This window comes from Mammaliicoccus fleurettii (assembly GCF_002018435.1).
Taxonomy (GTDB): domain Bacteria; phylum Bacillota; class Bacilli; order Staphylococcales; family Staphylococcaceae; genus Mammaliicoccus; species Mammaliicoccus fleurettii.
This window is the reverse complement of record NZ_MWJM01000009.1, coordinates 58,390-85,237: the sequence shown is the minus strand read 5'-3', so window position 1 is coordinate 85,237 and position 26,848 is coordinate 58,390. Positions and strand designations below refer to the sequence as shown.

33 protein-coding genes and 1 riboswitch are annotated in these 26,848 nt (G+C 30.8%); of the genes, 25 read left to right on the top strand and 8 right to left on the bottom strand.

Features of this window, described 5'->3' with window-relative positions; translation table 11 throughout:
* The first annotated feature begins 1 nt into the window (after nt 1).
* The 4 genes from B2G86_RS13320 (at nt 2) to B2G86_RS08835 (ending at nt 2,521) form a co-directional block, all read left to right on the top strand.
* Nucleotides 2–160: a hypothetical protein gene (locus B2G86_RS13320; RefSeq protein WP_157946484.1), complete on the top strand. Its 159-nt coding sequence runs from the start codon at nt 2–4 to the stop codon at nt 158–160.
* A gap of 151 nt (nt 161–311) precedes the next feature.
* Nucleotides 312–1,283: a thermonuclease family protein gene (locus B2G86_RS08845; protein WP_241837740.1), complete on the top strand. Its 972-nt coding sequence runs from the start codon at nt 312–314 to the stop codon at nt 1,281–1,283.
* A 164-nt stretch (nt 1,284–1,447) separates the two neighbouring features.
* A complete protein-coding gene (locus B2G86_RS08840) occupies nt 1,448–2,041 on the top strand; it encodes a histidine phosphatase family protein (protein WP_078357741.1) in 594 nt (197 codons plus the stop codon).
* A 12-nt stretch (nt 2,042–2,053) separates the two neighbouring features.
* Nucleotides 2,054–2,521, top strand: coding sequence for a GNAT family N-acetyltransferase (locus tag B2G86_RS08835; RefSeq protein WP_078357740.1), 468 nt, complete (start codon nt 2,054–2,056; stop codon nt 2,519–2,521).
* A gap of 91 nt (nt 2,522–2,612) precedes the next feature.
* On the opposite strand, the gene B2G86_RS08830 is transcribed toward B2G86_RS08835, so the two are convergent.
* The 3 genes from B2G86_RS08830 to B2G86_RS08820 form a co-directional block, all read right to left on the bottom strand.
* A complete protein-coding gene (locus tag B2G86_RS08830) occupies nt 2,613–3,593 on the bottom strand; it encodes a ketoacyl-ACP synthase III (protein ID WP_078357739.1) in 981 nt (326 codons plus the stop codon).
* A 943-nt stretch (nt 3,594–4,536) separates the two neighbouring features.
* The gene (locus B2G86_RS08825) at nt 4,537–4,785 is read right to left on the bottom strand and encodes a GlsB/YeaQ/YmgE family stress response membrane protein (RefSeq protein ID WP_078357738.1); all 249 of its coding nucleotides are present in this window, start codon (nt 4,783–4,785) and stop codon (nt 4,537–4,539) included.
* Between the two features lie 170 nt (nt 4,786–4,955).
* Nucleotides 4,956–6,215, bottom strand: coding sequence for a Y-family DNA polymerase (locus B2G86_RS08820; protein ID WP_078357737.1), 1,260 nt, complete (start codon nt 6,213–6,215; stop codon nt 4,956–4,958).
* Between the two features lie 245 nt (nt 6,216–6,460).
* Between B2G86_RS08820 and B2G86_RS08815 the strand changes: the two genes are divergently transcribed.
* Nucleotides 6,461–7,450, top strand: a complete 990-nt coding sequence (locus B2G86_RS08815) for a LysM peptidoglycan-binding domain-containing protein (RefSeq protein ID WP_078357736.1) — start codon at nt 6,461–6,463, stop codon at nt 7,448–7,450.
* Nucleotides 7,451–7,590: 140 nt separating this feature from the next.
* On the opposite strand, the gene B2G86_RS08810 is transcribed toward B2G86_RS08815, so the two are convergent.
* Nucleotides 7,591–8,556, bottom strand: coding sequence for an arsenic resistance protein (locus B2G86_RS08810; RefSeq protein ID WP_078357735.1), 966 nt, complete (start codon nt 8,554–8,556; stop codon nt 7,591–7,593).
* Between the two features lie 521 nt (nt 8,557–9,077).
* Here B2G86_RS08810 and rpsN point away from each other — a divergent pair.
* Both rpsN and B2G86_RS08800 read left to right on the top strand, forming a co-directional pair.
* Nucleotides 9,078–9,347, top strand: coding sequence for a 30S ribosomal protein S14 (rpsN, locus tag B2G86_RS08805; RefSeq protein WP_078357734.1), 270 nt, complete (start codon nt 9,078–9,080; stop codon nt 9,345–9,347).
* Between the two features lie 46 nt (nt 9,348–9,393).
* Nucleotides 9,394–10,587: a GTP-binding protein gene (locus B2G86_RS08800; protein ID WP_078357733.1), complete on the top strand. Its 1,194-nt coding sequence runs from the start codon at nt 9,394–9,396 to the stop codon at nt 10,585–10,587.
* Between the two features lie 71 nt (nt 10,588–10,658).
* Here the strand turns inward: B2G86_RS08800 and B2G86_RS08795 are convergent, their stop codons facing one another.
* Nucleotides 10,659–11,276: a LysE/ArgO family amino acid transporter gene (locus B2G86_RS08795; RefSeq protein WP_078357732.1), complete on the bottom strand. Its 618-nt coding sequence runs from the start codon at nt 11,274–11,276 to the stop codon at nt 10,659–10,661.
* A 273-nt stretch (nt 11,277–11,549) separates the two neighbouring features.
* Between B2G86_RS08795 and B2G86_RS08790 the strand changes: the two genes are divergently transcribed.
* The 7 genes from B2G86_RS08790 (at nt 11,550) to B2G86_RS08760 (ending at nt 17,987) form a co-directional block, all read left to right on the top strand.
* On the top strand, nt 11,550–12,056 hold the full coding sequence (locus tag B2G86_RS08790; RefSeq protein ID WP_078357731.1) for a GNAT family N-acetyltransferase: 507 nt from the start codon (nt 11,550–11,552) through the stop codon (nt 12,054–12,056).
* 12 nt (nt 12,057–12,068) lie between these two features.
* Nucleotides 12,069–12,584 carry a GNAT family N-acetyltransferase gene (locus B2G86_RS08785; RefSeq protein ID WP_078357730.1) on the top strand — a complete coding sequence of 172 codons (516 nt, stop codon included), beginning with the start codon at nt 12,069–12,071 and terminating at the stop codon, nt 12,582–12,584.
* A gap of 382 nt (nt 12,585–12,966) precedes the next feature.
* Complete coding sequence (locus B2G86_RS08780) at nt 12,967–13,467, top strand: GNAT family N-acetyltransferase (RefSeq protein WP_078357729.1); 501 nt, start codon at nt 12,967–12,969, stop codon at nt 13,465–13,467.
* A gap of 125 nt (nt 13,468–13,592) precedes the next feature.
* Nucleotides 13,593–14,132 carry a hypothetical protein gene (locus B2G86_RS08775; RefSeq protein WP_078357728.1) on the top strand — a complete coding sequence of 180 codons (540 nt, stop codon included), beginning with the start codon at nt 13,593–13,595 and terminating at the stop codon, nt 14,130–14,132.
* Nucleotides 14,133–14,216: 84 nt separating this feature from the next.
* The gene (locus B2G86_RS08770) at nt 14,217–15,410 is read left to right on the top strand and encodes a DUF4352 domain-containing protein (RefSeq protein WP_078357727.1); all 1,194 of its coding nucleotides are present in this window, start codon (nt 14,217–14,219) and stop codon (nt 15,408–15,410) included.
* Between the two features lie 49 nt (nt 15,411–15,459).
* Nucleotides 15,460–16,392, top strand: coding sequence for a nucleoside hydrolase (locus tag B2G86_RS08765; RefSeq protein ID WP_078357726.1), 933 nt, complete (start codon nt 15,460–15,462; stop codon nt 16,390–16,392).
* Nucleotides 16,393–16,583: 191 nt separating this feature from the next.
* Complete coding sequence (locus B2G86_RS08760) at nt 16,584–17,987, top strand: MFS transporter (RefSeq protein WP_078357725.1); 1,404 nt, start codon at nt 16,584–16,586, stop codon at nt 17,985–17,987.
* Nucleotides 17,988–18,032: 45 nt separating this feature from the next.
* Here the strand turns inward: B2G86_RS08760 and B2G86_RS08755 are convergent, their stop codons facing one another.
* Nucleotides 18,033–18,449 (bottom strand): organic hydroperoxide resistance protein, encoded by a 417-nt coding sequence (locus tag B2G86_RS08755; protein ID WP_078357724.1) that lies wholly within the window; start codon nt 18,447–18,449, stop codon nt 18,033–18,035.
* 199 nt (nt 18,450–18,648) lie between these two features.
* Between B2G86_RS08755 and B2G86_RS08750 the strand changes: the two genes are divergently transcribed.
* A complete protein-coding gene (locus B2G86_RS08750; protein WP_078357723.1) occupies nt 18,649–18,831 on the top strand; it encodes a CsbD family protein in 183 nt (60 codons plus the stop codon).
* A gap of 81 nt (nt 18,832–18,912) precedes the next feature.
* Here the strand turns inward: B2G86_RS08750 and B2G86_RS08745 are convergent, their stop codons facing one another.
* Nucleotides 18,913–19,719, bottom strand: coding sequence for a DUF4352 domain-containing protein (locus B2G86_RS08745; protein WP_078357722.1), 807 nt, complete (start codon nt 19,717–19,719; stop codon nt 18,913–18,915).
* Between the two features lie 270 nt (nt 19,720–19,989).
* On the opposite strand from B2G86_RS08745, the gene B2G86_RS08740 reads away from it, so the two are divergent.
* From B2G86_RS08740 to B2G86_RS08730, 3 genes are all read left to right on the top strand, one after another.
* Complete coding sequence (locus B2G86_RS08740) at nt 19,990–20,403, top strand: universal stress protein (RefSeq protein WP_078357721.1); 414 nt, start codon at nt 19,990–19,992, stop codon at nt 20,401–20,403.
* A 112-nt stretch (nt 20,404–20,515) separates the two neighbouring features.
* Nucleotides 20,516–21,253, top strand: a complete 738-nt coding sequence (aroD, locus tag B2G86_RS08735) for a type I 3-dehydroquinate dehydratase (protein ID WP_078357720.1) — start codon at nt 20,516–20,518, stop codon at nt 21,251–21,253.
* 92 nt (nt 21,254–21,345) lie between these two features.
* Nucleotides 21,346–21,885, top strand: coding sequence for a nitroreductase family protein (locus tag B2G86_RS08730; protein WP_078357719.1), 540 nt, complete (start codon nt 21,346–21,348; stop codon nt 21,883–21,885).
* Nucleotides 21,886–22,019: 134 nt separating this feature from the next.
* On the opposite strand, the gene B2G86_RS08725 is transcribed toward B2G86_RS08730, so the two are convergent.
* Nucleotides 22,020–22,340, bottom strand: coding sequence for a thioredoxin family protein (locus tag B2G86_RS08725; RefSeq protein ID WP_078357718.1), 321 nt, complete (start codon nt 22,338–22,340; stop codon nt 22,020–22,022).
* A 141-nt stretch (nt 22,341–22,481) separates the two neighbouring features.
* On the opposite strand from B2G86_RS08725, the gene B2G86_RS08720 reads away from it, so the two are divergent.
* From B2G86_RS08720 to B2G86_RS08690, 7 genes are all read left to right on the top strand, one after another.
* Nucleotides 22,482–22,835, top strand: a complete 354-nt coding sequence (locus B2G86_RS08720; protein ID WP_078357717.1) for an arsenate reductase family protein — start codon at nt 22,482–22,484, stop codon at nt 22,833–22,835.
* Between the two features lie 67 nt (nt 22,836–22,902).
* Nucleotides 22,903–23,283, top strand: a complete 381-nt coding sequence (gene gcvH, locus B2G86_RS08715; protein ID WP_078357716.1) for a glycine cleavage system protein GcvH — start codon at nt 22,903–22,905, stop codon at nt 23,281–23,283.
* A gap of 103 nt (nt 23,284–23,386) precedes the next feature.
* Entirely contained in the window at nt 23,387–23,791 is a 405-nt protein-coding gene (locus tag B2G86_RS08710; protein WP_078357715.1) for a toprim domain-containing protein, read from the top strand.
* Complete coding sequence (locus B2G86_RS08705; RefSeq protein ID WP_078357714.1) at nt 23,748–24,071, top strand: thioredoxin family protein; 324 nt, start codon at nt 23,748–23,750, stop codon at nt 24,069–24,071. The genes B2G86_RS08710 and B2G86_RS08705 overlap by 44 nt, the downstream gene beginning before the upstream one ends.
* Before the next feature lie 29 nt (nt 24,072–24,100).
* Nucleotides 24,101–24,207: riboswitch (SAM riboswitch) on the top strand.
* 77 nt (nt 24,208–24,284) lie between these two features.
* On the top strand, nt 24,285–25,310 hold the full coding sequence (locus B2G86_RS08700) for a methionine ABC transporter ATP-binding protein (protein WP_078357713.1): 1,026 nt from the start codon (nt 24,285–24,287) through the stop codon (nt 25,308–25,310).
* The gene (locus B2G86_RS08695) at nt 25,303–25,998 is read left to right on the top strand and encodes a methionine ABC transporter permease (protein WP_078357712.1); all 696 of its coding nucleotides are present in this window, start codon (nt 25,303–25,305) and stop codon (nt 25,996–25,998) included. The genes B2G86_RS08700 and B2G86_RS08695 overlap by 8 nt, the downstream gene beginning before the upstream one ends.
* 13 nt (nt 25,999–26,011) lie before the next feature.
* Nucleotides 26,012–26,833: a MetQ/NlpA family ABC transporter substrate-binding protein gene (locus tag B2G86_RS08690; protein WP_078357750.1), complete on the top strand. Its 822-nt coding sequence runs from the start codon at nt 26,012–26,014 to the stop codon at nt 26,831–26,833.
* Nucleotides 26,834–26,848: the final 15 nt, after the last annotated feature.

Genomic DNA, 26,848 nt, shown 5'->3' with positions numbered 1-26,848 from the left:
TATGAGAAAAAAATATAAGAAGAATAAAGAGAACAATTTTAGTTTTTGGGATTTTTTTGAAGGATTCTTTATAATTTGGGATTTGATTAAAGGTGCAGTTTTTATTATTCCAAGGATGTTTGGATGGGCTATAAAATTACTTTTTAAAATATTTGATTAAAAACATCGTAAAGGTGTTTTTACTTTTTTGCACATAGATTGTAAATATAATCCTTTTTTATTAAATTAAGCGATATTTTAAAATATTAATATTAATTTCTGAAAAATTTGGTATTATTAAAATAATGATGACTTAATTAGGAGAGAAAATAATGAAAAAGGGTTTGTTATGGTTTGTAAGTATTATTATCGTGATGATTATCATAGGTGGTTGCATTGAAGATAATACGGAAAATGACCAAGTTAGTAAGGAAAATGAAAAGTTAAAAAGTGAACAGAAAAAATTAGAAGAAACAAATAAACGTCTTGAAGATAAAGTGAAAAAATCTGAAGAGAAAAATGAATCAGATAAGAAAGAACAAGTTAAAGAAGAGGAAACAGTAGAAAGTTCAGAAGAGAAAGTTGAAGTAGAACAAACTGAAAGTACTTCTACTGATATAAAGAAAGAAGAACAAAAGTCATATACGCCAGGTACAACTGATAGAATACCAGTTGAGCTTGCATCAACAGTTGATGGGGATACGGCTAAGTTTATTTATAATGGCAGCAAAGAATCATTTAGATTTTTGTTAATTGATACACCTGAAACGAAGCATCCTCGAATCGGGAAACAACCTTTTGGGCAAGAAGCTTCAGATAGAACGAAAGAATTACTCACTAATGCAAATAAAATTGAAGTCGAATTTGATGTAGGTGGCGAGCAAGATAAGTATCAACGATATTTAGCATACATATATGTTGATGGCGAAATGGTTAATGAAATATTAGTTAAAGAAGGTTTAGCAAAAGTAGCATATGTTTATCCACCTAGTACACGTTATTTAAATCAGTTAGAAAGTGCACAAGAAATAGCTAAAGAACAAAAATTAGGTGTTTGGAGTCTTGGAAGTGCGTTTGAAGAAGATCATTCTTCTGAACAATCAACATCAAGTACATCAGATGTTCAAAGCGAACCTGAGACAACGACGGAAACACCAAGTGTAGAAAGTAATAGTGGTAGTGAATCTTATCCAAACTGTACAGCACTTAGAGAAGTATATCCAAACGGCGTACCAAGCACGCATCCAGCATATGACTCGAAACATGATAGAGACAGCGATAACTTTGCATGTGAAGCAAGTTAATAAATAAACACCCTCAAGAGCCTGAGATAAATTAATTATCTCAGGCTCTAATCATTGTATTGGTATTATATTTATTAACTATTTGGAGTTCATGTTATTTCGTGAACTGTAATTTTATAAATGGTACAATTGATTTTAAATCATTTTATAGAGAGGTCATGATTATGACAAATTTATATTTTTTAAGACACGGTGAAACGGACTGGAATGTAATGGGGAGGATTCAAGGTAGGACTGATATTCCGCTTAATTCTAATGGTGTTCGTCAAGCTAAAGAGAGTAGTGAATTTTTAACGAATTTAAATATAGATTACATTGTAACGAGTCCATTAAAAAGGGCGCAAGATACAGCGAAAATTGTTCAAGAGAAGGTTAATGTAGATTTAATTGTAATGGAAGAGTTTATAGAATTATCTTTCGGTGATGCTGAAGGTATGACGTTAGACGAACGTTTAAAATTATATCCTGATCGCGTTTATCCAAATCAAGAAGAAGAATATAGTTTTAAAACACGATTCTCTAAAGGGTTAGATATAGTACAAAATAAATATAGAAATAAAAACGTACTTATTGTATCTCATGGAGCGCTTATTAATGCGATCTTGTATCATTATTCTCATGGAGAAATTGGTACAGGGAAGATTAAACTTACAAATGGTGGGATTACATCACTTGAAATGACTGATGAGAAAGTAGAGATTCTTGAATATAATAAAATAAATCATTTATCTCAATATAATCGAATAGGTGAAATCTAGGAGTGTGACATCATGAAAATCAGAATGTTTGAAACAAAAGATGCCGAAGAAGTATGTGACTTGATCATACATACGTTGAGAACGACAAATATCAAAGATGAATCTATTGAAGAAATAGAGAAGGTAGTTAGGACGATTACACCTGAATCTATAATAGAAAGAGCGAGCTTCACGAATTTTTATTTATTTGAAGATAATTTTAAAATTATAGCAACTGGAGCTATTGGTCCGTATTGGGGTAGTGAAACTGAAAGTAGTTTATTTACGATTTTTGTTTCTCCAGAATATCAAGGTAGAGGTATTGGCAAATTAATTATTGAAACACTAGAAAATGATTATTACTTTAAAAGTGCAAAGCGTATTGAAATACCCGCTTCTGTAACTGCAGTTCAGTTTTACAGAAAGTATGGATATGATTTCAAAGATGGTATTAAAGAAAAAGACGACGAAGGTATCCATAGAATGGAGAAGTTTAGGTAATATTGTTTGTTAAGATATATTTACTTAATGAATAAATCACAAAATAAATAATACCCGCTCTTTTAATAATTAAGAGTGGGTATTATTTTTATTATATTGACCATTTAATTAAAACAGATGAATAAGTTAATCCTCCACCAAATCCTACTAGCATTAGAAGATCATCTTTTTTAATCTTGTTTTCTGAAATTGCTAGGTTAATGGATAATGGTATTGTTGCTGAAGAAGTATTTCCATAGTGTGCAAGACTCATTAAAGTTTGGTCTTTTTGAATTTTAGACTTTTCACAAATAGATTCAATCATTCTAGCATTTGCGCTATGAGGTACAAACCAATCTAAATCATCTATTGTATAACTAGATTTATCGAGTGTATTACTTACAATTTTAGGGACCGTACTAACAGCCCATTTATAAACGCCTCTTCCGTTCTGAACAACGAAACCGGGATTTTCCAATTCTTCGTTAAACATTTCTTTAGATAATTCTGAGCAATATAAATTACCACCTTTATTACCATCAGAACCAAAACTACTCGTAATAAAACTTGGATCATCTTCGGAATATTCAACTAAAAATGCACCAGCGCCATCGCCAAATAATATGCATGTGTTTCTATCCGTATAATCAGTTATTTTTGATAATGTTTCAGAACCTATGACTAAAATCTTTTTATTTTGACCTGAAGTTATAAGTCCATTTGCTATATTTAAACCATATGTAAAACCTGCACAAGCAGCATTAATATCTATTGCACCAGTATTCTCAAGTCCTAATTTAGCTTGAATATATGACGCAACACTTGGTGTTTTGTAATCAGGTGTTAATGTTGCGTTGATAATCATATCCACATCACTTAAATCAATATTATAATTTTGTTGTAAATCTAGTACTGCTTTATAACTTAAATCACTGGTATATTCATTATCTTTGGCAATTCGACGTTCTATAATTCCTGTTCTTTGTTGTATCCATTCATCTGATGTGTCTACAATTTTTTCGAAATCTTGATTGTTCATTGCTTTTTCAGGAACATAAGCACCTTGAGCTGTTATTTTTGCGTAAGAAATCACTTTTATCACCTTATTTATCTCTATATTTAGTACCTAGTACTATTATTACATACTTATACTAAGTATTAAATACGTGAATATATTTAATTATAAGTTTTATGTGTATAATAATCTGTTCTCGGGTAATAGAAGTAAAGAAGGTTAATAACCAAATAAAAGCTATGTATGAGGAGTTGATATAGATGGGTAATGTGGTAAGACGTATTCTAAGATATGTAGGTACAGCGCTTATATTTAGATTTATTCGTAAATTATTTAACAAAGGTACGAATAAAGGCTAATTAATGGTAAAAATTATTAAACTTTTTTGAAAGTATTGTAAATTCAATGTTTACTTATACAATACGCTGGGTATTTAATGAGTACAAAGCTATTTACCTAGAGTGGTTTTGAAAATATTTATTCGTATATATGTAAATTAATAAACACATCATAGTCTTACTGTGATGTGTTGGACTGTCAACAGAGGGGACTTTGTTGACAGTTTTTTTGTATAGGATTTCTGATTTTAATATCTTATAAGTAGTGTTGTAAGGGACAAAATTCCGAGAAATGTCCGTAAGGGGTGTTGTTAGGGACATAATTCCGAGAAATGTCCGTAAGGGGTGTTGTTAGAGACATAATTCTGAGAAATGTCCGTAAGAAGTGCTGTAAGGGACATAATTCTGAGAAATGTCCGTAAGAGGTAGTGTAAGGGACAAAATTCCGAGAAATGTCCGTAAGACTAATATCTAAGGAGCACAATTCGGAATTCTGCCAGTAAGAACAGTGTAAGGAGCACAATTCATAATTCTGCAAGTAAGCGCAGTCTAAGTAACCGAATCTAAGTATCAAACGACATATGAACTACATGCGACACAATCAAGTCCATTCCCACAAAGCTCACTTTCTCCATACATAAAAAAGAGCCGAGACAATTAAATGTCTCGGCTCTTAAAGCAATTTATTTTCTGATTGCTTTTAAAATAAATGAAAGTACTAAGATTAAGATGATTGAACCGATTAATGCTGGAATAATTGCAATTCCACCAAATACTGGTCCCATATCTCCTAATAATGATCCACCAATTGCTGAACCGATAATACCTGCAATAATGTTACCAATAATTCCACCTGGAACATCTTTACCTAAAATAACTCCTGCAAGCCAGCCGATTAAACCGCCGACGATTAACATTAATATAAAGCCCATAATAATTACCTCCTATTTTTGCACTTCTTCTTATATATCCAAAGTGAAGGATGTTTAAACGCATCTTTAAAATATAAATTGGAAAAATACACATTTAAAGTAATTATTTGGAAAATATTTGATAAATTCAATATTTTACTGCTGTTTGTATATGACATATCTTTAAAATATTAAGCTTTATGGCCTGCGATTAAATCTTTTCTTTCTAACAATGTACCACTGTTTAATAAGCTTGAACCTCGCATTACGATATTCTTTCCATATTTCATACGTATAAAATCTAAATGATTCTCTATTGTTTCTGTCTTAACTTGAAATGGATCGTCAAATAAAGATAATTGTTTAATTTGATTTGGAATAAACTTACCAAATGAAATAGCAATTGTTCGATAAAGTCGATTAGGTTCTAATTGTTTCGATAAATAGTCCCATAATAAATTTACGATGACGTAAGTATTCATAAACCCATTCTTATTTGTAAATTGTTTACGAACACCGCCTATATCAGCATAGCCAACACTAACACTTATTCGAGTAGGGTATAAGTTTAACTTTCTGGATCTATAATAAACTTCATCTACTTGTTCGTTTAGTACAGTTTTGAGTTCATTCATACTGTAATCACGCATGAGTATTTGAGACTTTCCTAAAGATTTATCATATGCCTTATGTGGCTGCCTAATCATACTTTCGTCTATACCATTAGCATGTAAATGTAAATCAACACCAATAACGCCAAAGTCCCGCTTCAAATATTCAACTGGATAGTTAGCTAAATGACCTACTGTAAATATACCTTTTTTGTTGAGCTTAGTTTCTGTACGTCTATTGATACCCCACATTTCTCTTAAAGGTTGAATTGACCAAACTTTATTAGGAACATCTTCGTAACGCCATTCTGATATACCGAGTTGGGTATGTTTAGCATCAATATCCATAGATAGTTTAGCAAGTAACATATTCGAACCAATTCCAATCGTACTGCGAATATGGGCAAGATTAAATATACGTTCTTGCAACTGCATAGCCAGTGAAAAAGGAGAATGAGCAAACAAATGATAAGATTCTGAAACATCCATAAAAAACTCATCTATACTATATTGATGAAAATCTTCAGGTGCTACATAATCTAAAGCAATTTTACTAATTTGAGTTGATAGTTGAATATACTTTTTCATAGATGGATTAATAACATAAATATCTTTACGTTGAGGAATTTCAAATAAACGAGATCCCGTTTTAATGCCAATTGCTTTTAATGGTGGTGTAGCAGCAAGTACGACAGAACCTGGACGTTTCGTATCAGCAACAACAGCAAGCTTCGTTGTTAATGGGTCTAGACCCTTTTCAATGCAAGACACAGAGGCAAAGAAACTCTTCAAATCTACACATAAAATATCCCGATTTAAGCAATAACTGTAGTCATACATAAAAATCACCCCAGTCATATAGTATCTTTATTATACGAACATATGTTCTGTTTTGTAAAGTGAAAAGTCGTGTAAAAAGTAATATATTTATCATGTTGATAAACGGGTAGATGAGCAATTTGATGTTTTGAATGGAACGATATATTGTTTGTAATAAATATTTAATATAGCGAAATAATCTTCAACTATATTAATTAATTATATTTTGTAATACAATATAACAATAAAATCTAAGGGGGATTATTATGAAGTATAAGTTTGGAACAGCTTTAATTTTGACATCTAGTTTATTACTTTCTCAATCTCATTTTTATGTAAATGCGGATGAGAAAAATAATGAACAGACTGAGAACACAAGCAAATCAATTAGTTTTGAACAAGCACAGAAGATGAACCCAAAAGAATTAACTAACATATTAACAGACGAAGATTTAAAATTACATAATAAAGTTGCTGAAAAGCATTCAACAGATATGGAAACAAATCGCAATACAAATGAAGCTTATCAAAACGTAAATAGTTATATTGATAAAAATAATATTAAGCCTTCAACGATTACGCAAGATTCTAGAATGAATAGTTTGCCAAAATATGATTACAAGTCAGATAAATTTATTGGCGTGATTATTCATGAAACAGCAAATTCTAATAGTACGATCGATGAAGAAATTAATTATATGTATAATAACTACGAAAGTGCCTTTGTCCATGCTTATGCAGGTAGTAGTAAAATTGTACAAACAGCCTCAAGTGATTATTTAGCATGGGGGGCTGGTGCAAAAGCAAATCCCTATTTCTATCAAATAGAGTTGGCACAGTCTAGTACATTCGATCAGTTTGCTAAATCTGTAAATAACCAAGCATACTTAACAGCAAAAATGTTAGATCAAAATGGACTGAAACCATCATTAGCTGATAATAATGAGGGGACAGGAACAGTTATAAGTCATAACGCAATAAGTCAATATTATGGTGGAACAGATCATACTGATCCTATTAATTACTTTAGCCAGTGGGGATATGATATGAATCAGTTTTATAGTCTAGTTCAACAGCACTATAACCAGTTGAATGAATCAAGTGATACAATTACTGGAGATACACATACAGTCGTATCAGGAGATACATTATATAATATTTCTCAAAGAAGCGGCGTAAGTGTAGCTGAAATTAAAGAACTCAATGATTTAAGTTCAAATGACTTAACAGTAGGACAAGTATTGAATTTGAAATAAATAGGATAGAAAACTAATTTATATACAAAGTTTTGTTAAGCCTATATCAATAAAACAATTAAAACTGTCGACAAAGCTCAGACTTTGTCGACAGTTTTTTATGTATATATTTAGTGTTCATATGCAAATAAGTTTGTACTTTATTTAACGATTAATCTAGGTATCAGCTTAATATAAACAAGTTCTCCTATAAGTTCGACTAGCGTTTGAGTAACAACAACAGTGGTAACGGTTGTTGACCATTGTATAGGTAGCGATAAAGCTAATGGTAAAACGACTAATGCATTTCGTGTGCTTGAGCTAAAGGCTAATGTTCTTTTTAAGGTTACGTTTAAATTGAAAATCTTCCCTGACAGATATCCTATGAAAGGTGCTAAAATCATAAAGCATAAATAGAGCGGTACAACTGACAGTACAACTTGTAAATCAGTAACAATTTTCGAAATTTGAGAACCAATAACGGTCGTTAACACTAAAGCCATCAATGGTACAGGTATCCATTCAGAAAAAGTTAATATATTCATCATTTTATTAGATTTTTTGCTTAAAAATTGCAGGATAATGGCAATTAATAAAGGTAAAATAATTAATAATATAAATGTTTTCAAGAAAGGTTTAATATCAATATATTGAGAAAAATCTTGATTTAAAAATATCCAAAAATAGATAGGTAATAATAATACTTGTAAAATAAATAATATTGGAGTAGAAATCAACATGAGTTCAGCATTACCGTGTCCTAGTTTAGTAAATACAATAACGTAGTCAATACAAGGCGTAAGTAGTACTAAATAAATACCGATAAGAAGCGGTGTTGATGTAACATTAAAAACTACAACCAGTACAAAAACAAGTATAGGAATTAATATAAAATTTGATAAAATAAGTGCGAAAATAAACCTTGAATTCAATAATTTATTTCGTAAAGTTAAAAAAGGTATTTGAGAAAACATACCAAACATTAAAATAGCGATAAGAAATGAAATAGAAGGTTCAAAAATTTGTTGAGTATTTTCAAAAAAGAGGCCACAAAATATGCCTAGTAATATAAAAACAATATATATATAAATCTGTTTAGTTTCTAAAAATGTTTTTAACTGAGACATAGAAACCTCCTATAGTAATCTTTATTCATATAAATCATAATATGTACTACTATTTAATTCAATCGGAGCAAATGATAAAGAGCGCTTTTATAAGTTAATAGGACAGAAATAAGACTTTTTAGAAAAAATGAGATAAGACGTAGATTAATTCGTCCCAGCCGCTTCTAAAACAATTTTATACTTTTTATGGTAAAGAAGATTTGAAATATGATACGAATAGTCAATTACATGGTTTTAATGTATGGAAAGTTGAATAATTTATATAATCTTGAGTGAAACAGAAATCTATTTAGTAAATTAGATTTCTGTTTCACTTTTTTTATTCAAAAATAACTGAAGAAAAAATAAAAATTTTTACTTGCCAAAAATAAAATTATGTATTATATTTAAAACGTAGTCATTACGATTTACCTCCGAGAGATGAAATGACTACTTTACTTACGTTAATATGCGATTTCAAGACTGGGCCAATTTGTTGTCTCAGTCTTTAATCATTAATGAATAAAAAGGAGTATATAAAAATGGCAAAAAAATCAAAAATTGCAAAAGAACAAAAGCGTATACAAATGGTAGAGAAATACAGAGAGAAACGTGAAGAGTTAAAGGCTAACAATGATTATGAAGGCTTGAAAAAACTTCCTAGAGACGCATCTCCTACACGTATTACACGCAGATGCCAAGTAACTGGTAGACCAAGAGGAGTTTATAGAAAGTTTGGTATGTCTAGAATTGCTTTAAGAGAATATGCACATAAAGGTCAAATACCTGGTTTGAAAAAATCTAGTTGGTAAAAATAAAGATGAACATGAAAAATAGTTGTATTGGGAGGGAAGTATTTTGAATAAAGTACCAGTTACAGTATTGAGTGGTTATTTAGGTTCTGGCAAAACAACACTATTGAATAATATTTTGAAGAATAGAGAAGGTTTGAAAATTGCAGTAATCGTGAATGACATGAGTGAAATTAATATAGATAAAGATTTAGTAGTAGAAGGTGGAGGCATTTCTAGGACAGATGAAAAGCTAGTCGAGTTATCAAATGGCTGTATTTGTTGTACGTTAAGAGAAGATTTGCTTATCGAAGTTGAAAAAATCGTAAAACGAGGAGATGTAGATCAAATCGTTATAGAATCGACGGGTATTTCTGAGCCAGTACCTGTCGCACAAACTTTTTCGTATATAGATGATGAATCAGGTATAGATTTAACAAGTATATGTCGATTAGATACAATGGTAACAGTTGTTGATGCTCATAGATTTGTAAATGATATGTATTCAGAAGACTTATTGAAAGATAGAGATGAAGGTGTCAGTGAAGATGACGAAAGATCTATTTCTGATTTATTAATTGATCAAATAGAATTTTGTGATGTGCTTATTTTGAATAAAGCTGATTTAGTAGCAGACAAGGACTTAGAACAACTTGAAATCATTTTAAGAAAACTACAGCCAAGTGCCAAATTTATTAAAACAAGTTTTGCAGATGTTTCATTAACTGAAGTTGTTAATACAGGATTATTTGATTATGAAAAGGCGAGCCAATCAGCAGGATGGATTAAAGAATTAACTGAAGGTGGACATGCTAATCATACGCCAGAAACTGAGGAATATGGTATTTCATCTTTTGTATATAAAAGAAGATTACCATTTCATGCTGAGAGATTTAATCAATGGATGGAAAATATGGAAAACAATATTATTAGAGCGAAAGGTATAGTCTGGTTAGCACAGTATAACCATGTTGCATGTTTGTTTTCACAAGCAGGTTCATTCGTTAATATTCATCCAATTACATATTGGGTTGATGCTATGAACGAACAACAAAAAAAAGAAATATTAGATGAAAGACCAGAAGTAAAAGTAAACTGGGATCCTGAATACGGTGATAGAGAAACACAATTTGTTATCATAGGCAGTGATTTAAATGTAGAAGAAATAACAAAATCATTAGATAAATGTTTAGTTAATTCACATGAAATAGATGCAGATTGGTCACAATTACATGACCCGTATGTATGGCAGTTGTCTTGATTAATATGAGTAAAGAGAGCGGAATAGAAATCTTTTCAATAAATTAGATTTCTATTCCGCTCTCTTTAATTTTAAAAAATAATAGATAAAATATTTTTGATTATAATTAGACTAACGATTAATACGATAATGCTTGAAAATTTATTCAATATTATAATATATTTTCCGGTTTTATCGATAGAACCGAGCAGTTTCCCAAGTATAGCTAACAAAATAAACCACAGCCAGGAAACGACAATAGTGGAGATACTAAACAAAAGCTTATCTGTTCCTGAATATACGGTTGCACTTGTACCAATAACACCAATAGTATCCATAATAGCATGAGGGTTTAACAATGATACGGATAAAGCGAACCCTATTTGTTTTTTAGCGCTCATAGAATTATACGTTTTTAAGTGATCTGGCTTTTCATGCCATAACGACCAAGACATATATAATAAAAATACAAGTCCGACAATATATATCACAATTTGTAAAATTGGAAGTGACATTAATATTAAAGAAACACCTAATATAGCAAGAACTATTAAAAAAGTGTCACATAGACCAGCTGTAATGATTACAGGCAAAGTACCGATTAAGCGTTTTTGATTTGCTCCTTGATTAAATACAAATACATTTTGTGCACCCAAAGGTAAAATGAGTCCTAAGGCTAATAAAAATCCATGGATTATAGGTTGTATCATAATGAACACACTTTCTTTAATGATTTTCTTTTAGAGTAAAGGCTTAATTTAAGCTTCTATATATTATAATAATTTAAAAATTTAAAAATAACCAGATTATATATAAAATACCAACCAGTATAAATGAAATAGATAGTAGTCTTAAAAATTTAAGTGAAATTATTGAAAGAGTAAAATAAATGCATTTTGATGAGTACCTACCTTAATTGGTGGGTATTTTTTATGCTTAATGGTATGATATAAAATAAAATTGTTGTAAAAAGGAGAATTCAGATGATCTTAGAAACAGAGCGACTTAAACTTGTAGCACCAGCAAATACATATCTTGATAAATTATTTGAAGTACATCGCGATCCTTTAAATCAAAAATATAATCCAGCAGGTCCAGTAGAAGATAAAGAAGCATTTAAAGAAACATTGTCAGAGTGGATTAAGCACTATAAAGAACACGGATTAGGATATTACGTACTAATAAAAAAAGACTACTATGAACCATTTGGTATATGTGGATTACAATTTAAAAATATAAAAGGTCAAACTTATTTGAATATATATTACAGAATAGAAGCGGCGCAAACTAAACAAGGACTTGTAGCAGAAGCGAGCCAAAGAATAATAGAGCATGTAAAAGAAATCACTGAGAACCAATATAAAATAGTAGCATTAACTAAAAAGGAAAATACACCATCCATAAAAACAGCAGAAAAATTAGGATTCAAACACGACCCAGAACTAGATGATTATGACGGGGCAGGAAACGTATATTACTTTAGTGAGTAAAGGAGTGGTGAAATGGTAGTGCGTCTATTAAATAAAAATGATGTTATTGAATTTAGAGATTTAAGATTGCTAAGTTTACAAACTGATGCACAAGCATTTGCTTCTTTATATGAAATTGAAATAAATTATCCGTTAAGTAAATTTGAAAAACGTCTAGAATCAAACGAGTTGAAATTTACAATCGGTGGATTTGAAGATGATAAATTAGTGTGTGTATTAACTTTTTATAGAGAAACTGTTAAAAAACTTAACCATAAAGGAAACCTTGTGGCAATGTATTGTCATCCTGATTACCGTAGTACTGGTATAGCTAGCAGAGTTGTCAATAAGTTGATTCAACTGGCATCAGAGTTAAATGAATTAAAGTTTATAGATTTAAGTGTTCTTTCTAATAATAATCGAGCGATAGAATTTTATAAAAAAATGGGGTTTCAAAAGTATGCTACAGAACCAAAAGCTATTTTTGATGGTGTAAGTTATTATGATGAAGATATGATGAGATATGAATTGGTAAATACGGACCGATAAAATAAAATAGCGGTCCAGAAATGAGAAATACGGACCGATAAATAAAAATAGCGGTCCGGAAACACGAAATACAGACCGATAAATAAAAATAGCGGTCCAGAAATGAGAAATACGGACCGATAAATAAAATTACCGGTTCAGAAATGAGAAATACGGACCGATAAATAAAATTACCAGTCCAGAAATGCGAAATGCAGTCAGATAAAATAAAATATCGACCCGAAAACACGAAATACAGGCCGATAAATAAAATTATCGACCCGAAAACGCATTATCTTATCTATAACATAGTAAACTTATAAGAATAGTTTGGTATTAAAAAGAGAATTGTGATAAGATATTCCCAATCATAATAATACATAAACTAATTGGAGGATATCTAATGGATTACTATTTACGAGATTTAAAACGTTCAGATATAGAAGATATTCATGCATATGCTAATAAACCTGAAGTGAGTCAATATCAATCATGGGAGCCTCAATCTTATGAAGAAACTGAAGAATTTGTGGAAATGTTATTAAACCGAGATGAAAATTGGATGTACAATGTCATTGTCGATGCTGATACTGATAAAGTTATTGGTGCGATACAACTGGTTAGTGACACAAAAAATCAAAGTGGAGAACTTGGTTATATTGTACATCCAGAATATTGGGGTAACGGTATAGCAACGGATATTGGAAGAACTATTATAAAATATGGATTTAAAGTTCTTAAATTAAATAGAATATGGGCTTCAACTGATATACGTAACTCAGCTTCAGAAATCGTTTTACAAAAGTTAGGTATGAAACATGAAGCGATATTAAGACAAGATATAAAATTAAAAGATGGTTATAGAGATTCATTAATATATAGTATTTTAAAAGAAGAATATTAAAAGGTGTTATTAAAAGGTTCGATACTCGTTAAACAGTATTCGAACCTTTTTCATTTCTAATATATGATTTAGCAATTTCGAAGTGGGTATAAAATAGAACAAGGTTTTTATAGAGAGGTGAAAGTATGATAAATATTATTCAAGCTATTGGTTCTATTGGTACGTTTATAATGGCCATTTTATATTTTATATCTGTTATGATCCAAATTCGTCAAATTAAAATATCTTTTATTCCTTATTTATCATTTGATCAGATTATTTTAGAAAAGAATAAGCGTGGGATTAAAGTGAGGAATTTGACTGCTTCTGACCATGAGTATGTGAACACGGCATTTAAATTATTAAATTTAGGTGGCGGCTCTGCGAAAGATATTGAAGTTATATTAAAGTTAAATGATGAAGAAATACTTCAAAGGAAACGTATTAACATTTTACCTAACAATCAGTTTTATTTAATTCCTATTAATCAAAAAGTACTCTCTGAGTTTAGTGATACTATTGAAAATAATGGTTATGAAACTAACATGACGATTGAGTTGAAGTATAATGGTCAGGTATCTAAAAAACGCTCATCTAATGAATATAGAATCTCGATTGATAGTTTTGTTAATTTAGATGATAAAGAATTATATGAATTAACTTTTGAAAGAATTGGTCAATTATAGTGAGTGATAATTTAGTTTAATACTATTATTTTAACTAATTCATGCTATGATAAAATAACTAATCAATCTAAGAGGAGAGAAAAAATGAGCAGTATACTTTTTGTGTTGTTGTGGGTAGTTATATCCATTGCCTTTATTGTTACTTTGGCTATCACAGTAATAAAATATGCCAAAGAAAAACAGTATAGCAGCTATTTAGCAAGTACAATCGTGCTATTTGTAGTTGGTGTTATAAGCTTTGTTTGTATTTTTGTGAGTTTGTCTTTTGATAAAGAATATTCATACAAACAATTATTCAAAGAAGACAAGCCAAAGGAAGTTAAACATATATCTGATACACCTAAGAAAGACTTGAAAGATTTAAAGTTAGGTGACAAAATTATCGCTAATGGTTTAGAAGTAACGGTCACTAAGGCTGAGTTTGTTCTGCCTGATGATGGTTATTCATATTCTCAAAACGGCAAAATATTGAAAATCAATTATAAATTCAAAAATTTAGAGAAAGGTAAAAAATTTATAGATAATTCTAATTTTAATTTAACAATTGATGGAGAAGTACAGCCACAGTTTAATGGTATGAAAGATAATAAAGGTGGTTTCCAACATCAACTAGAAAAAGGTGAGACTAAATCTAGTTATTTATATTATGATGTAGCGGATATGGATAAGTATCAAGTAAATATGGATTTTAAATCATCTAAAAAAGAATATAAAGCAAATTGGACTATAGCTAAAAAAGATATTAAAGAAGATTTGAATAATGAAAGAACAACTGAAGAAGTGGTGCCACCACAAGAACCACAAACAAATGAACAACAAACTGTTGAACAACCTAACAATTCTGCAGAAGAACAGAAAAAATTAGATGAAGCAGAGAAGAAACGTCAAAAAGATGCTGAAGATAAAGCGGCTAAAGATAAAGAAGCAAAAGAAGAAGCGGCTAAAAAAGCTGCCGAAGATAAAGCAGCTAAAGAGGAAGCAGATAAAAAAGCTGCTGAGCAAGAGAAGAAACAACAAGAAGCAGCTGAAGAAAAAGCAGCAGCACAAAAAGAACAAGATCAAGCAGCTGCTCAAAAAGAACAGGCAGCAGCAGAACAGAAACGACGAGAGCAAGAACAAGCTGCAGCGGAACGAGAAAAACAACAACAGCAACAAAAAGACCAAGCAGCACAACAAGAAAAACAACGAGCAGCACAAGAGGCAGCACAAAAAGAAAGAGAACGAGCAGCACAGCAGAAGCAATCTCAGCGTGATTCAAATTCGTCTGAAGAACGATAATTGAATTAGAAGAATATTTATATTTGAAATAGTAGAAAGAGGTAAACTAATGCAGACAGTATATTTTAACCATGATGGTGGCGTCGATGATTTAATTTCATTATTTTTGTTATTACAAATGGATGATGTGAATTTAATTGGTGTTAGCGCTATTGGTGCAGATTGCTATGTTGAACCAGCAACGAATGCGTCCTGTAAAATTATTAATCGATTTTCATCACAGCAATTAGATGTTGCATCTTCGCAAGAAAGAGGTAAAAATCCTTTTCCTAAAGATTGGAGAATGCATGCATTTTTTGTAGATGCAATGCCGATTTTAAATGAAGATGTAGATATTAAGTCTACTATTTCTGAAAATGAAGCTTATGAAGATATTATAGAGAAAGTCATGAATAGTTCTGAAAAAGTCACAATGTTATTGACTGGCCCTTTAACTGATTTAGCTAAAAGCTTAAAAGTTGAACCTAGAATAGAAGAACGTATTGAAAGAGTAGTTTGGATGGGTGGAACTTTGCTGGATAAAGGAAATGTAGAAGAACCTGAACATGATGGAACAGCAGAGTGGAATGCTTTTTGGGATCCAGAAGCTGTTCAAACAGTATTTGATACGAATTTACCGATTGATATGGTAGCACTGGAAAGTACAAACAAAGTACCATTAACTCCGGACATTCGTAAACGTTGGGCAAACGAAAGACAATTTGAAGGTGTAGATTTTCTAGGTATTTGTTATGCGCTAGTACCACCGTTAACACACTTTGTTACGAATTCTACGTACTTCTTATGGGATGTATTAACAACTGCGTACGTTGGCAAGCCAGAACTTGTAGAGAAAGAAGAACAAAAATTATCTGTAATCACTCATGGACCTAGCCAGGGTCGTACTTTTAAAAGTGAAGAAGGAAGAATCGTTAATATTGTGAATGATGTAGATCGAGATGGATTCTTTGATTTTATGACTGAATTAGCTAAAAAAATATAACGAATTAAACACTCCGTTGGATAGATTACTTTAATGTAAATTTATTCAACGGAGTGTTTTATTTATTATTAATTTTAAACATGATTTGAAGAGTATTGTGAGATGTTTTTATAAATTTCAGTTTTTTTGATTAAAAACATTTTAATAGGCTATATGAATATATAGACAAAATGGGGAGTGTTTATAAAATTATGAAATTCAAGAAAAAGAACGTTAATGTTGTAGACGCTAGTAAAACTAAAAAAACTGTCGTCGCAACAGGGATTGGTAATGCAATTGAGTGGTTTGACTTCGGTCTTTATGCTCAATTAGCAGTTATTATAAGTATGAACTTCTTTGGTAATATGCCAAAAGAAATTCAACTTGCATCAACATTTGCAGTATTTGCATTTGCTTTTATTGTTAGACCAATAGGTGGTATATTCTTTAGCCATCTTGGAGATAAACATGGACGTAAAGTTGTGCTATCGACAACTATTATTATGATGGCACTATCAACACTAGCTTTAGGTCTTTTGCCTACTCAACATGAAATAGGGATTTGGGCACCAATCTTATTATTAATTGTTAGAATGGTACAATCATTCTCAACTGGTGGTGAGTATGCAGGTGCAATGACATACATAGCCGAAATTTCGCCAGATAAAACAAGAGGTAAGTTAGGAAGCGGACTTGAAATCGGAACGTTGTCTGGAAGTATATTAGCTGCAGCACTCGTAGGTATTATGTATGCTGTACTGAATGATGAACAAATGGCTTCATGGGGGTGGAGAATTCCATTCATTATTGCAGCACCATTAGGAATCATTGGTGTGTATTTAAGAAATAATTTAGATGAAAGTCCAGCTTATGAAACAACTCTCGAAGAACAAGAAGAACTTGAGTATTCTTATAAAGATATATTTAGAAAATATTGGAGAGATATAATCGTTTGTTTCGCTGGTGTAGCATTCTTAAATGTAGCAAACTATATGGTTTTATCATATATGCCTTCGTTCCTTAATGGTACGTTAGATTTAGGCGGTACGATGAGTAGTATGCTAAGTATTTTAACTATGGCAGCAATGATACCGGCAGTATTCTTCTTTGGTTGGTATAGTGATAAAGTTGGAAATAAAAACACAATTTTATTTGGCCTAATAGGATTTAGTTTACTCTCAGTATTAGCTTTCTGGTTGATGAGTATTCCATCCATTCCAGTGGTAATTGCAGGTTTATTCATTATTGCATTATTCATGTCTACATTTGAAGGTGTTATGCCATCAGTGTTACCAAGTATATTCTATACAAAAGTAAGACTAAGAACGTTATCTCTTGTATATAATATAGGTGCAGCAATTTTTGGTGGTTTAACACCATTTATTTTAACCACTTTAGTAGAAACAACTGGTCAAAAAATTGCACCGTCATATTATTTAACATTTATAAATGTAGTAGGATTAGTCATATTCTTGTTTATGTTCAAAACAACTTCAAACAAATCACTAAGAGGATCATATCCGAATGTTGATAATAAAGAAGACTTACAAGAAGTATATGAAAATCCAAAAGATGCATTATGGTGGAATCAGGAAGAAGAAACAAACAAATCATAAGAAAAAAGCATCGGGTGATTTCACCCGATGCTTTTTTTATAATTATTAAACAGCTTCAACATTTAAATTAACGTCTATATTATTTCTAGTCGCTTTTGAGTAAGGGCAGAAATCATGAGCATCTTTTAAATATTTTTCTGCGTCTTCTTGAGATACATTTTTAACTTTAGCATCAATATCTACTTCTAGTTTTGGGCTTTCAGCATTTGGGTCATCTACTAAACGTACAGTTAAAGTAACTTCTGGTTCAGCGTCACGTACTTTGTTTTGTTTTAAAATCAAATCGAAAGCGCCATTGAAACATGAAGCATAACCCGCAGCGAAAAGTTGTTCAGGGTTTGTAGCGTTACCATCAGCTTGTTGTGGTGGTAACACGTCTACATCAATTGCTTTATCATCTGTATAAACATGACCTTTACGACCACCTGTGTTTGTTGCTTTTGTTTCATATTGAGTTGCCATAAAAAAATACCTCCTTTAGTATATATTAAATGTTTACCCCTAATTTAATTTTTAAATCATAGTTTCATAGATAAGTGATTAATTAAGGAAGTTTTTAATTACCATTCAATTAAATAAGATGTTTATAAAGTATGTTATTGGGTATAAATAATATAGAATGGATAATCATTCAATTATGATTTATGAAGGGTGATATAAAATGGCAGACGAAAGCAAATTCGAACAAGCAAAAGGTAATGTTAAAGAAACAGTTGGTAATGCAACAGATAATAAAGAGTTAGAAAATGAAGGTAAAAAAGATAAAACTTCTGGTAAAGCTAAAGAAGCGGTAGAAAACGCAAAAAATAAAGCAAATGATGTTATCGATAAATTTAAGAAATAATAACTAATTGAATTATTATTTCTTTATAGTATAAAAAGAGCAGGAATTCATTTTAAAAAAATGAATTCCTGCTCTTTTTGATTATTTTATGTCGTCTTCATCAATTTCCCATTTCATTTTGTAACGTTTATCTGATGAGCGTAATTGTAATTGTACGTCATATTGATCCGCTTCTGGTACATCATAGTATGCATAACCTGTATCTGACTCACCAGGTTTTAAACTAAATGAAAATCCATCATTTTCATCATCCATACCATAGAATTTTGAAACTCTACTACCATCAGCTGTAATTCCGAAGTTAGTATCACCAACGATTAAACTTGAGTTATTAATATTATCTAGTTTGTAAGAAACTTTTAATATTTTATCTTTAGAAGGTTTACTATATTTATTAGTTGGTTCAACAAATTCAGCTTTTTCTACTGTAATTTTTGTACCGATTGCACTAATTGAGTTTCCTACTGTTGTGTTTCTAGTAACAGTAGATGAATCATCATCTTCATCTGTAGATTCTTCAGTAGTTTCCTCTTCAGTAGATTCTTCTTCAGTAGATTCTTCTTCAGTAGTTTCCTCATCTGTAGGTTCTTCTTCAGTAGATTTTTCTTCAGTACTATTATTTGTGAACTCATCAATTTGGTCTTTAATTGGGCCAGCAGCACATGCACCCAAAATAACTGCTAAAATAATGAATACTATTAAACATCCACCACAGCCAAAGAACCAAGGTTTCATACTAGAGCCTTTACCATCTCCCGATTGGCGTTGCTCTTGCTGATGATTATTACCATCAGTAGAATCATTAAATGGATTATTTTGTTGTGCGTTTTGTTGTTCTGAGGTGTTTTGGTTGAAAGGATTCTGATCTGATTGATTAGAATTAGCCATAATATTTCCCCCTTTATGTATTATTTTTTAATAAAAAACAATTGTCTATGTATGATTTCAAAACCTTATACACAAGTAAATAATCAATGTAAAACAATTGTTTTATTTATTAATTATTTTTAGTTTATAGTAAATTGGGTAATAAATCTAGGTCTATTATAAAATATACAAAATATTTATAGTAAATTAATATTTTATTATTTTTCAGAATGTAAAAAATTGAAAATAGGGCAACACTTAGTTTAGAATAGAGTAAAAGGAGTGGTAATCATGTATAAAAATATTTTGTTTGGCATTAATACAGAAATGAAAAATGAAAAAGTTTTAGAACAGATTGCTAAACTTGTTGGAGAAGGGTCAGAAGTCACACTTTATAACGTTGTTAGCGAAAAAGATTTAAAAGCTTCTGTACGTACGGGTGTCCATTTAGATGAACTTAAAGAAAAAAGACAAGAATCGATGAACCATATATTTGATTATTTTAATGAACAAAATATCAAATATAATCTTCAATTTGTTCAAGGGAATCCTAAATCAGAATTGGTAAATAAAGCTAATACTGGAGATTTTGACATTGTTGTTTTAAGTAATAGAAAAGCAGAAGATGAAGATAAACTCGTGTTAGGAAGTGTCAGTCATAAAGTTGCTAAACGAGCTGCAATCCCGGTATTAATTGTAAAATAAGTTTTAAAATTATGATGGGTAGCTATTTATATGATATATTCAACCATCGTTTCATAGAAAAATTTCCTCGACTAATGTAAAATATAAATAGAAGAACATTGGAGGAATGACTATGACTGAAGAACAAACAAAAACGTTTCCATATATCGTTGCGACAATATCATTAGAAACAGCAGATGATATTAAAAAAACAGTTGAAGAACTCATTTCAAATAAAGATTCAATTGATATCGTTGAATTTAGAGCAGACGCTTTAAAAAACACTTCAATTGAAAATATTAATGAAATATTAGAGAAATTTAAAAAAGAATATCAACTTGCACCGATATTATTCACTTATCGTTCAAAAGGGCAAGGTGGAAATGGTGATTTTGATCATGAATCATATTACAAATTAATGCAAGACATTATTTGTAATAAAAAAGCTGATTATGTAGATATTCAATTAGATACTTACGAAGATAATTTAATGAATTGCATAACAAAAGCACAAAATAATGAAGTTAAAATAATCATATCTCATCATGATTTTAAATCGACGCCTGATGAAGAAGAAATGTTTGTAACTTATGAAAAAATGGCAGAATTAGGTGCAGATATCGGGAAGCTTGCCGTAATGCCACACAATGAAAAACACTTATTATCTATGCTTAATGCTCTGAACAGAGCTTATCATAAGCTGGAAATTGATGTGATTGGTATTTCAATGGGTGAACTAGGAAAAATGACTAGAATCACTGGTGGATTATTTGGTTCTAAATTCACTTATGGCTTTGTAGGTAAAGAAGCAGCACCTGGACAAATTCATGTTAAAGAAATTAAGAAACAATTAGATTTATATCAACATTAATATATGAGCTTAAATTCTATTATATTAGAATTTAAGCTCATTTTTATGATATAATTGATAATAATTATCAATGGGAATTGGGAGTGTAAATAATGGAATTAAAGAAAGCGATTATAGAAAGAAGAAGCGTAAAAAAATATGACTATGAGATGTATATTGATGAAGAGAAATTATTTTCTTTAGTTGATTTAGCAACTTATGCTCCAAATCATGGAATGCGAGAACCGTGGAGATTAGTATATATAAATAAAAAACAAATACCTGAATTTGCTGAAAAAGTAGCACAATCTGCATTTGTAAATGATCCTGCTAAACAAGAAAAATATATAAACAAAGTGACTAAAGTCGGTGGCATGTTTGTTATACTTTCGAAAAGAGATTCAAGACAAAAAGAAAATCTTGAAAATCAAATGGCGATAGGTGCATTTATTCAAAATTTAATGTTACTCATACACGATGAAGGAATGGGTTCATGTTGGAAAACACCTGAATTTATATTCAAACCAACATTCCGTAAAATCGTTGGAGTAAATGATGATGAAGATGTTAATGGATTTTTATATGTTACAGAAAAAGACCCAAGTGTAAATGTAATGACAAGAAAAAATAATTCACTTATTACAGAATGGTAATAATATAATGTATTAGGCTAAGTTGTAGATTAATTAGATAGTTAATCGAAGACATTCTCAAAATCATCACCATACAGTAAGAGGCTGAGACAATTAATTGTCTCAGCCTCTTGCTTATTTAAATCAACTATTTATTATTTTAAGTTTTCAGCTAAAAATGCTTTTACATCTTCAGGTGTTTTGGCATTTGCTGAATGTAAGTGAGCAAGTTTTTCGTTATTTTTAAATACTAATAAACTTGGAATTCCCATTACATCATTTTCTGTAGCCGCTTCTGGAACTTGATCGCGATTAATTTGATACCAGTTGAAATTATGATATTCGTCGATGATAGGATCAATCCATTGGTTCATTCTTGTGCAATCTGGGCACCAGTCTGCAAAGAATTTTACAACTACTGGTTCTTCGCTTTGTGTGATCTCTTCGAATTCTGCATATTGACTAATTGTTCTCATTTTTATTATGCTCCTTAGAAATTTTTCTTATAATTAAAGTATATCGCATTTTCAATATTTTAAAAATTATTTAACTCATTACTATATGTTCGTTAGTAATATTGTTATAATAGATTTAAATAGACATATGGAGGTAAAGACATGATAAAATTTTATCAATATCCTAATTGTACAACTTGCAAAAAGGCAGCAAAGTTTCTAGAAGAGAATGGTGCTAGTTTCGAACCGATTGATATTACACAGTTAACACCAACAGCTAAAGAATTAAAGGATATCATTGATGGTACAGATATTACTGTGAATCAATTATTTAATACTCGAGGCGCTAAATATCGCGAGTTGGGTTTAAAGGATAAAATGAATGATTTGTCTGACAACGAAAAATTCGATTTATTAGCTTCAGATGGTATGTTAATCAAAAGACCTTTAGCAGTTTTAGGCAATAAGGTTACTTTAGGTTTTAAAGAAGACGAATATCGCCAAACTTGGTTGTAAAAATAGTTGCTTGAATAATCGCTTTATGTCATGATTATAGGTGAAATACATATAGGAGGGGATTACTTTGACAGTACCTAGTGAGTTAAAATATTCTAAAGAACATGAATGGGTAAAAATTGATGGTGATGTTGTAACAATTGGTATTACTGATTTTGCTCAATCAGAATTAGGGGACATTGTGTTTGTTGAGTTACCTGAAGAAGGTGACGAATTAACTAGTGGAGATTCATTTGGTAGTGTAGAATCTGTTAAGACAGTTTCTGAGCTATATGCACCACTATCTGGAAAAGTCGTTGAAGTAAACGAAGAACTAGAAGATAGCCCTGAGTTTGTTAATGAATCATCATATGATAAAGCATGGATGGTTAAAGTTGAGTTATCTGATAAAGCTCAATTAGATGGATTACTAGATGCAGACGCTTATAGTGAAATGATAGGTGAATAATATAATATTAAACTCCACGATGCAAATGGTATCATGGAGTTTTTTTAAATCTTGAATACGAAGTTGAACTATAATATTAATTCATTTGTAGAAGGTGATGGCCATGGCGATGATTAAAAAAGTAATAATCGTAGAAGGTATTTCTGATAAAAAACGAGTGAAAGAAGTATTAAATGATCATGTTCATATTATTTGTACACATGGAACAATGGGTGTAGAAAAAATGGACGAACTTTTAGAAGAAATTTATGGTTCACAAGTATATGTTTTAGTCGATCAAGATAAAGAAGGTAAACGTATTCGAAAATGGTTTAAGAAGTATGTGAGTGAAAGTCGTCATATTTATATTGATTCGACATTTTCTGAAGTAGCTCGCTGTCCAAGACAATATTTAGCGAATGTGTTAAACTATCATGGATTTACAGTAAACAATGATTTTGTATTGAAAGGGAAGTATCGTTACCATGAAACACACAGAAATATTGAACGATATATACAAGCATTTTGATAAGGATTTACATTTATTATTTGGCTATACACCTACATGTGGAACGTGCAAAATATCTGAACGTATGCTGGATATAGCGAACGAAGTAACACAATTACCAATCAATAAATGTGATTTAAATTTTTATCCAGAGTTCTGTAGAGAATTTGAAATCTTATCAGTACCTGTATTATTCATTATGAAACAAGATAAGGTCATAGAAAGAATATACGCTTTTCAGTCTGTTCCTTATATTGTTGAGAATATTCAAAAAGTTATTGACGATAAAAACTTATCATGATAGTATGAATTTAATTAAATACGTAGTAACTCTTATCAAGAGTGGTGGAGGGATGTGCCCTTTGAAGCCCGGCAACCGTCATATATATATGAAATGGTGCCAATTCACAAAAAGTGTAAACTTTTGAAGATGAGAGAAAGACATATTTCTAACGCCTTTCTCTTGATAATTAGAGTAAGGCGTTTTTAATTTAAAGATTAGGAGGCAGCAGATTTGATTGAGTTAAATAAAGTTGTTAAAACTTTCAAAACAAAAAAAGGTGACATTACAGCTGTTGACCATGTCGACTTAAAAATAGATAAAGGAAGTATATATGGTGTAATTGGATTTTCTGGAGCTGGAAAAAGTACATTAATACGAATGTTTAACGGTCTGGAAACGCCAACTGAAGGTGAAGTTATAGTTGATAGTGCAAATATTGGCAAACTTTCTAAACAAGACCTTAGATTAAAAAGACAAAAGGTAAGTATGATATTCCAACATTTCAATTTACTATGGTCTCGTACGGTTAAAGATAACATTGCATTTCCTTTAGAAATTGCAGGGGTATCTAAAAGTGAGATAAACGAAAAAACAAAAGCACTTATCAAAAGAGTGGGTCTTGAAGGTCGTGAGAATGCTTATCCATCACAATTATCCGGTGGGCAAAAGCAAAGAGTTGGTATAGCTCGAGCTTTAGCAAATGATCCGCGCGTATTATTATGTGACGAAGCAACAAGTGCATTAGATCCTCAAACTACTGATGAAATATTAGATTTATTAGTAGACATAAACAAAGAGCTCAATTTAACAATTATACTTATTACACATGAAATGCATGTCATTAGAAAAATATGTGATCATGTTGCAGTCATGGAAAATGGTAAATTTGTCGAAGAGGGAGAAGTTATCAATGTATTTAATGACCCTCAAACATATGTTACACAGCGTTTCGTAAAAGATGACTTAAAAGCTGATGATCTTCAAAGAACATTAGAAGATTTCAGAAAAGAACAACCAAACGGAGAAATTTGGAAACTGAATTTCGTTGGTGGAACGAGTTCAGAACCTGTGTTAGCAAAAATTATTAAAACATATAATATCGATATTAATGTCATTGAAGGTGATGTTAAGTTGACTCAAAATGGCACATTTGGCCATATGATCGTTCATTTACCTCAAGGTGATTATTCTAAAGATCAAATTAAAAAAGAACTTAATGATCTTGGTGTGAAAGTAGAGGTGAATGTAAGTGAATAAATCATTTGGAGATATTATAACTGAAATGATTACAATGCCTAATGTTAAATGGGATGCCGTATGGGAAGCATTATATGAAACACTATACATGACGGTAATATCAACAGTATTTACATTAGTATTTGGTTTAATATTAGGAACATTACTATTTTTAACATCAAGAGGGACATCAAAGAGCTCTCGAATATTTTATTCAATCGTATCATTCGTCGTTAACTTATTCAGAGCTATTCCATTCATCATCTTAATTCTACTATTAATACCTTTTACAGATATTTTATTAGGAACAATCAGTGGTCCAAAAGGTGCACTACCAGCATTAATCATAGGTGCATCACCTTTCTATGCTAGATTAGTAGAAATAGGTATGAAAGAAATCGATAAAGGCGTTATTGAGGCAGCTGTATCAATGGGTGCTACAACATGGACAGTAGTAAGAAAAGTGTTAATTAAAGAATCATTACCTGCCTTAGTTTCAGGTATTACAGTGACAGCAATTGCATTAGTGGGATCAACAGCAATTGCAGGTGTAATTGGAGCAGGTGGGTTAGGTAACTTAGCTTACTTAACTGGATTTACACGAAATCAAAATGATGTCATTTTAATTTCAACAATCTTTATATTAATTATTGTATTTGTAATCCAATTTATTGGAGATATTATTGTTAAAAAAATTGATAAACGTTAAAGGAGTGTTTCACATGAAAAAAGTTTTTGGTTTATTATTCATTTCACTATTAGCAGTAGTGCTAGTTGCATGTGGTGGAGGAAGCGGCGATGACAACGGTAAAAAAGAAACAATTAAAATAGGTGCATCACCAGCACCACACGCTGAAATATTAGAAGAAGCAAAGCCACTTCTTAAAAAAGAAGGTTATGATTTAGAAATTAAAACAATTAACGATTACACAACACCTAACAAATTATTAGATAAAGGTGAACTTGATGCAAACTTCTTCCAACATACACCTTATTTAGATACTGAATCTAAAGAAAAAGGATATAAAATTGAGTCTGCAGGAAATGTACACTTAGAACCAATGGCAGTTTATTCTAAAAAATATAAAGAATTAAAAGACTTACCGAAAAATGCTACAGTATACGTTTCAAATAACCCAGCAGAAGAAGGAAGATTTTTAGCATTCTTTGAAAAAGCAGGATTAATCAAAATTAAAGACGGCGTTGATCCAATAGATGCAACATTCGATGACATTACTGAAAATAAGAAAAATATTAAATTCAACAACAAACAATCAGCAGAATTCTTACCGAAATCTTATCAAGCAAACGAAGGTGACGCTACAATTATCAATTCTAACTTTGCAATTGAACAAGGATTAAATCCAATAAAAGATTCAATCGCAGTAGAAGGTAAAGAATCACCTTACGCTAACCTTATCGCAGTACAAAAAGGACACAAAGACGATAAGAAAATCAAAGCGTTAATAAAAGTATTACAATCAAAAGAAATTAAAGACTTCATCGATAAAAAATATGATGGTGCAGTAATTTCAGCAAAATAAATATATTAAAAGAGC

Coding starts and splice junctions, on each gene's coding strand:
- B2G86_RS08795 (WP_078357732.1), bottom strand. CDS start 11,276: ATGATACAACCTATAATCCATGGATTTTTATTAGCCTTAGGACTCATT.
- B2G86_RS08725 (WP_078357718.1), bottom strand. CDS start 22,340: ATGAGAACAATTAGTCAATATGCAGAATTCGAAGAGATCACACAAAGC.
- B2G86_RS08705 (WP_078357714.1), top strand. CDS start 23,748: ATGAAACACACAGAAATATTGAACGATATATACAAGCATTTTGATAAG.
- B2G86_RS08745 (WP_078357722.1), bottom strand. CDS start 19,719: ATGGCTAATTCTAATCAATCAGATCAGAATCCTTTCAACCAAAACACC.
- B2G86_RS08790 (WP_078357731.1), top strand. CDS start 11,550: ATGATCTTAGAAACAGAGCGACTTAAACTTGTAGCACCAGCAAATACA.
- B2G86_RS08780 (WP_078357729.1), top strand. CDS start 12,967: ATGGATTACTATTTACGAGATTTAAAACGTTCAGATATAGAAGATATT.
- B2G86_RS08765 (WP_078357726.1), top strand. CDS start 15,460: ATGCAGACAGTATATTTTAACCATGATGGTGGCGTCGATGATTTAATT.
- B2G86_RS08820 (WP_078357737.1), bottom strand. CDS start 6,215: ATGTATGACTACAGTTATTGCTTAAATCGGGATATTTTATGTGTAGAT.
- B2G86_RS08770 (WP_078357727.1), top strand. CDS start 14,217: ATGAGCAGTATACTTTTTGTGTTGTTGTGGGTAGTTATATCCATTGCC.
- B2G86_RS08720 (WP_078357717.1), top strand. CDS start 22,482: ATGATAAAATTTTATCAATATCCTAATTGTACAACTTGCAAAAAGGCA.
- B2G86_RS13320 (WP_157946484.1), top strand. CDS start 2: ATGAGAAAAAAATATAAGAAGAATAAAGAGAACAATTTTAGTTTTTGG.
- B2G86_RS08815 (WP_078357736.1), top strand. CDS start 6,461: ATGAAGTATAAGTTTGGAACAGCTTTAATTTTGACATCTAGTTTATTA.
- B2G86_RS08810 (WP_078357735.1), bottom strand. CDS start 8,556: ATGTCTCAGTTAAAAACATTTTTAGAAACTAAACAGATTTATATATAT.
- B2G86_RS08690 (WP_078357750.1), top strand. CDS start 26,012: ATGAAAAAAGTTTTTGGTTTATTATTCATTTCACTATTAGCAGTAGTG.
- B2G86_RS08825 (WP_078357738.1), bottom strand. CDS start 4,785: ATGGGCTTTATATTAATGTTAATCGTCGGCGGTTTAATCGGCTGGCTT.
- B2G86_RS08750 (WP_078357723.1), top strand. CDS start 18,649: ATGGCAGACGAAAGCAAATTCGAACAAGCAAAAGGTAATGTTAAAGAA.
- B2G86_RS08740 (WP_078357721.1), top strand. CDS start 19,990: ATGTATAAAAATATTTTGTTTGGCATTAATACAGAAATGAAAAATGAA.
- B2G86_RS08840 (WP_078357741.1), top strand. CDS start 1,448: ATGACAAATTTATATTTTTTAAGACACGGTGAAACGGACTGGAATGTA.
- B2G86_RS08835 (WP_078357740.1), top strand. CDS start 2,054: ATGAAAATCAGAATGTTTGAAACAAAAGATGCCGAAGAAGTATGTGAC.
- B2G86_RS08710 (WP_078357715.1), top strand. CDS start 23,387: ATGGCGATGATTAAAAAAGTAATAATCGTAGAAGGTATTTCTGATAAA.
- rpsN (WP_078357734.1), top strand. CDS start 9,078: ATGGCAAAAAAATCAAAAATTGCAAAAGAACAAAAGCGTATACAAATG.
- B2G86_RS08845 (WP_241837740.1), top strand. CDS start 312: ATGAAAAAGGGTTTGTTATGGTTTGTAAGTATTATTATCGTGATGATT.
- aroD (WP_078357720.1), top strand. CDS start 20,516: ATGACTGAAGAACAAACAAAAACGTTTCCATATATCGTTGCGACAATA.
- B2G86_RS08755 (WP_078357724.1), bottom strand. CDS start 18,449: ATGGCAACTCAATATGAAACAAAAGCAACAAACACAGGTGGTCGTAAA.
- B2G86_RS08730 (WP_078357719.1), top strand. CDS start 21,346: ATGGAATTAAAGAAAGCGATTATAGAAAGAAGAAGCGTAAAAAAATAT.
- B2G86_RS08785 (WP_078357730.1), top strand. CDS start 12,069: ATGGTAGTGCGTCTATTAAATAAAAATGATGTTATTGAATTTAGAGAT.
- B2G86_RS08760 (WP_078357725.1), top strand. CDS start 16,584: ATGAAATTCAAGAAAAAGAACGTTAATGTTGTAGACGCTAGTAAAACT.
- B2G86_RS08775 (WP_078357728.1), top strand. CDS start 13,593: ATGATAAATATTATTCAAGCTATTGGTTCTATTGGTACGTTTATAATG.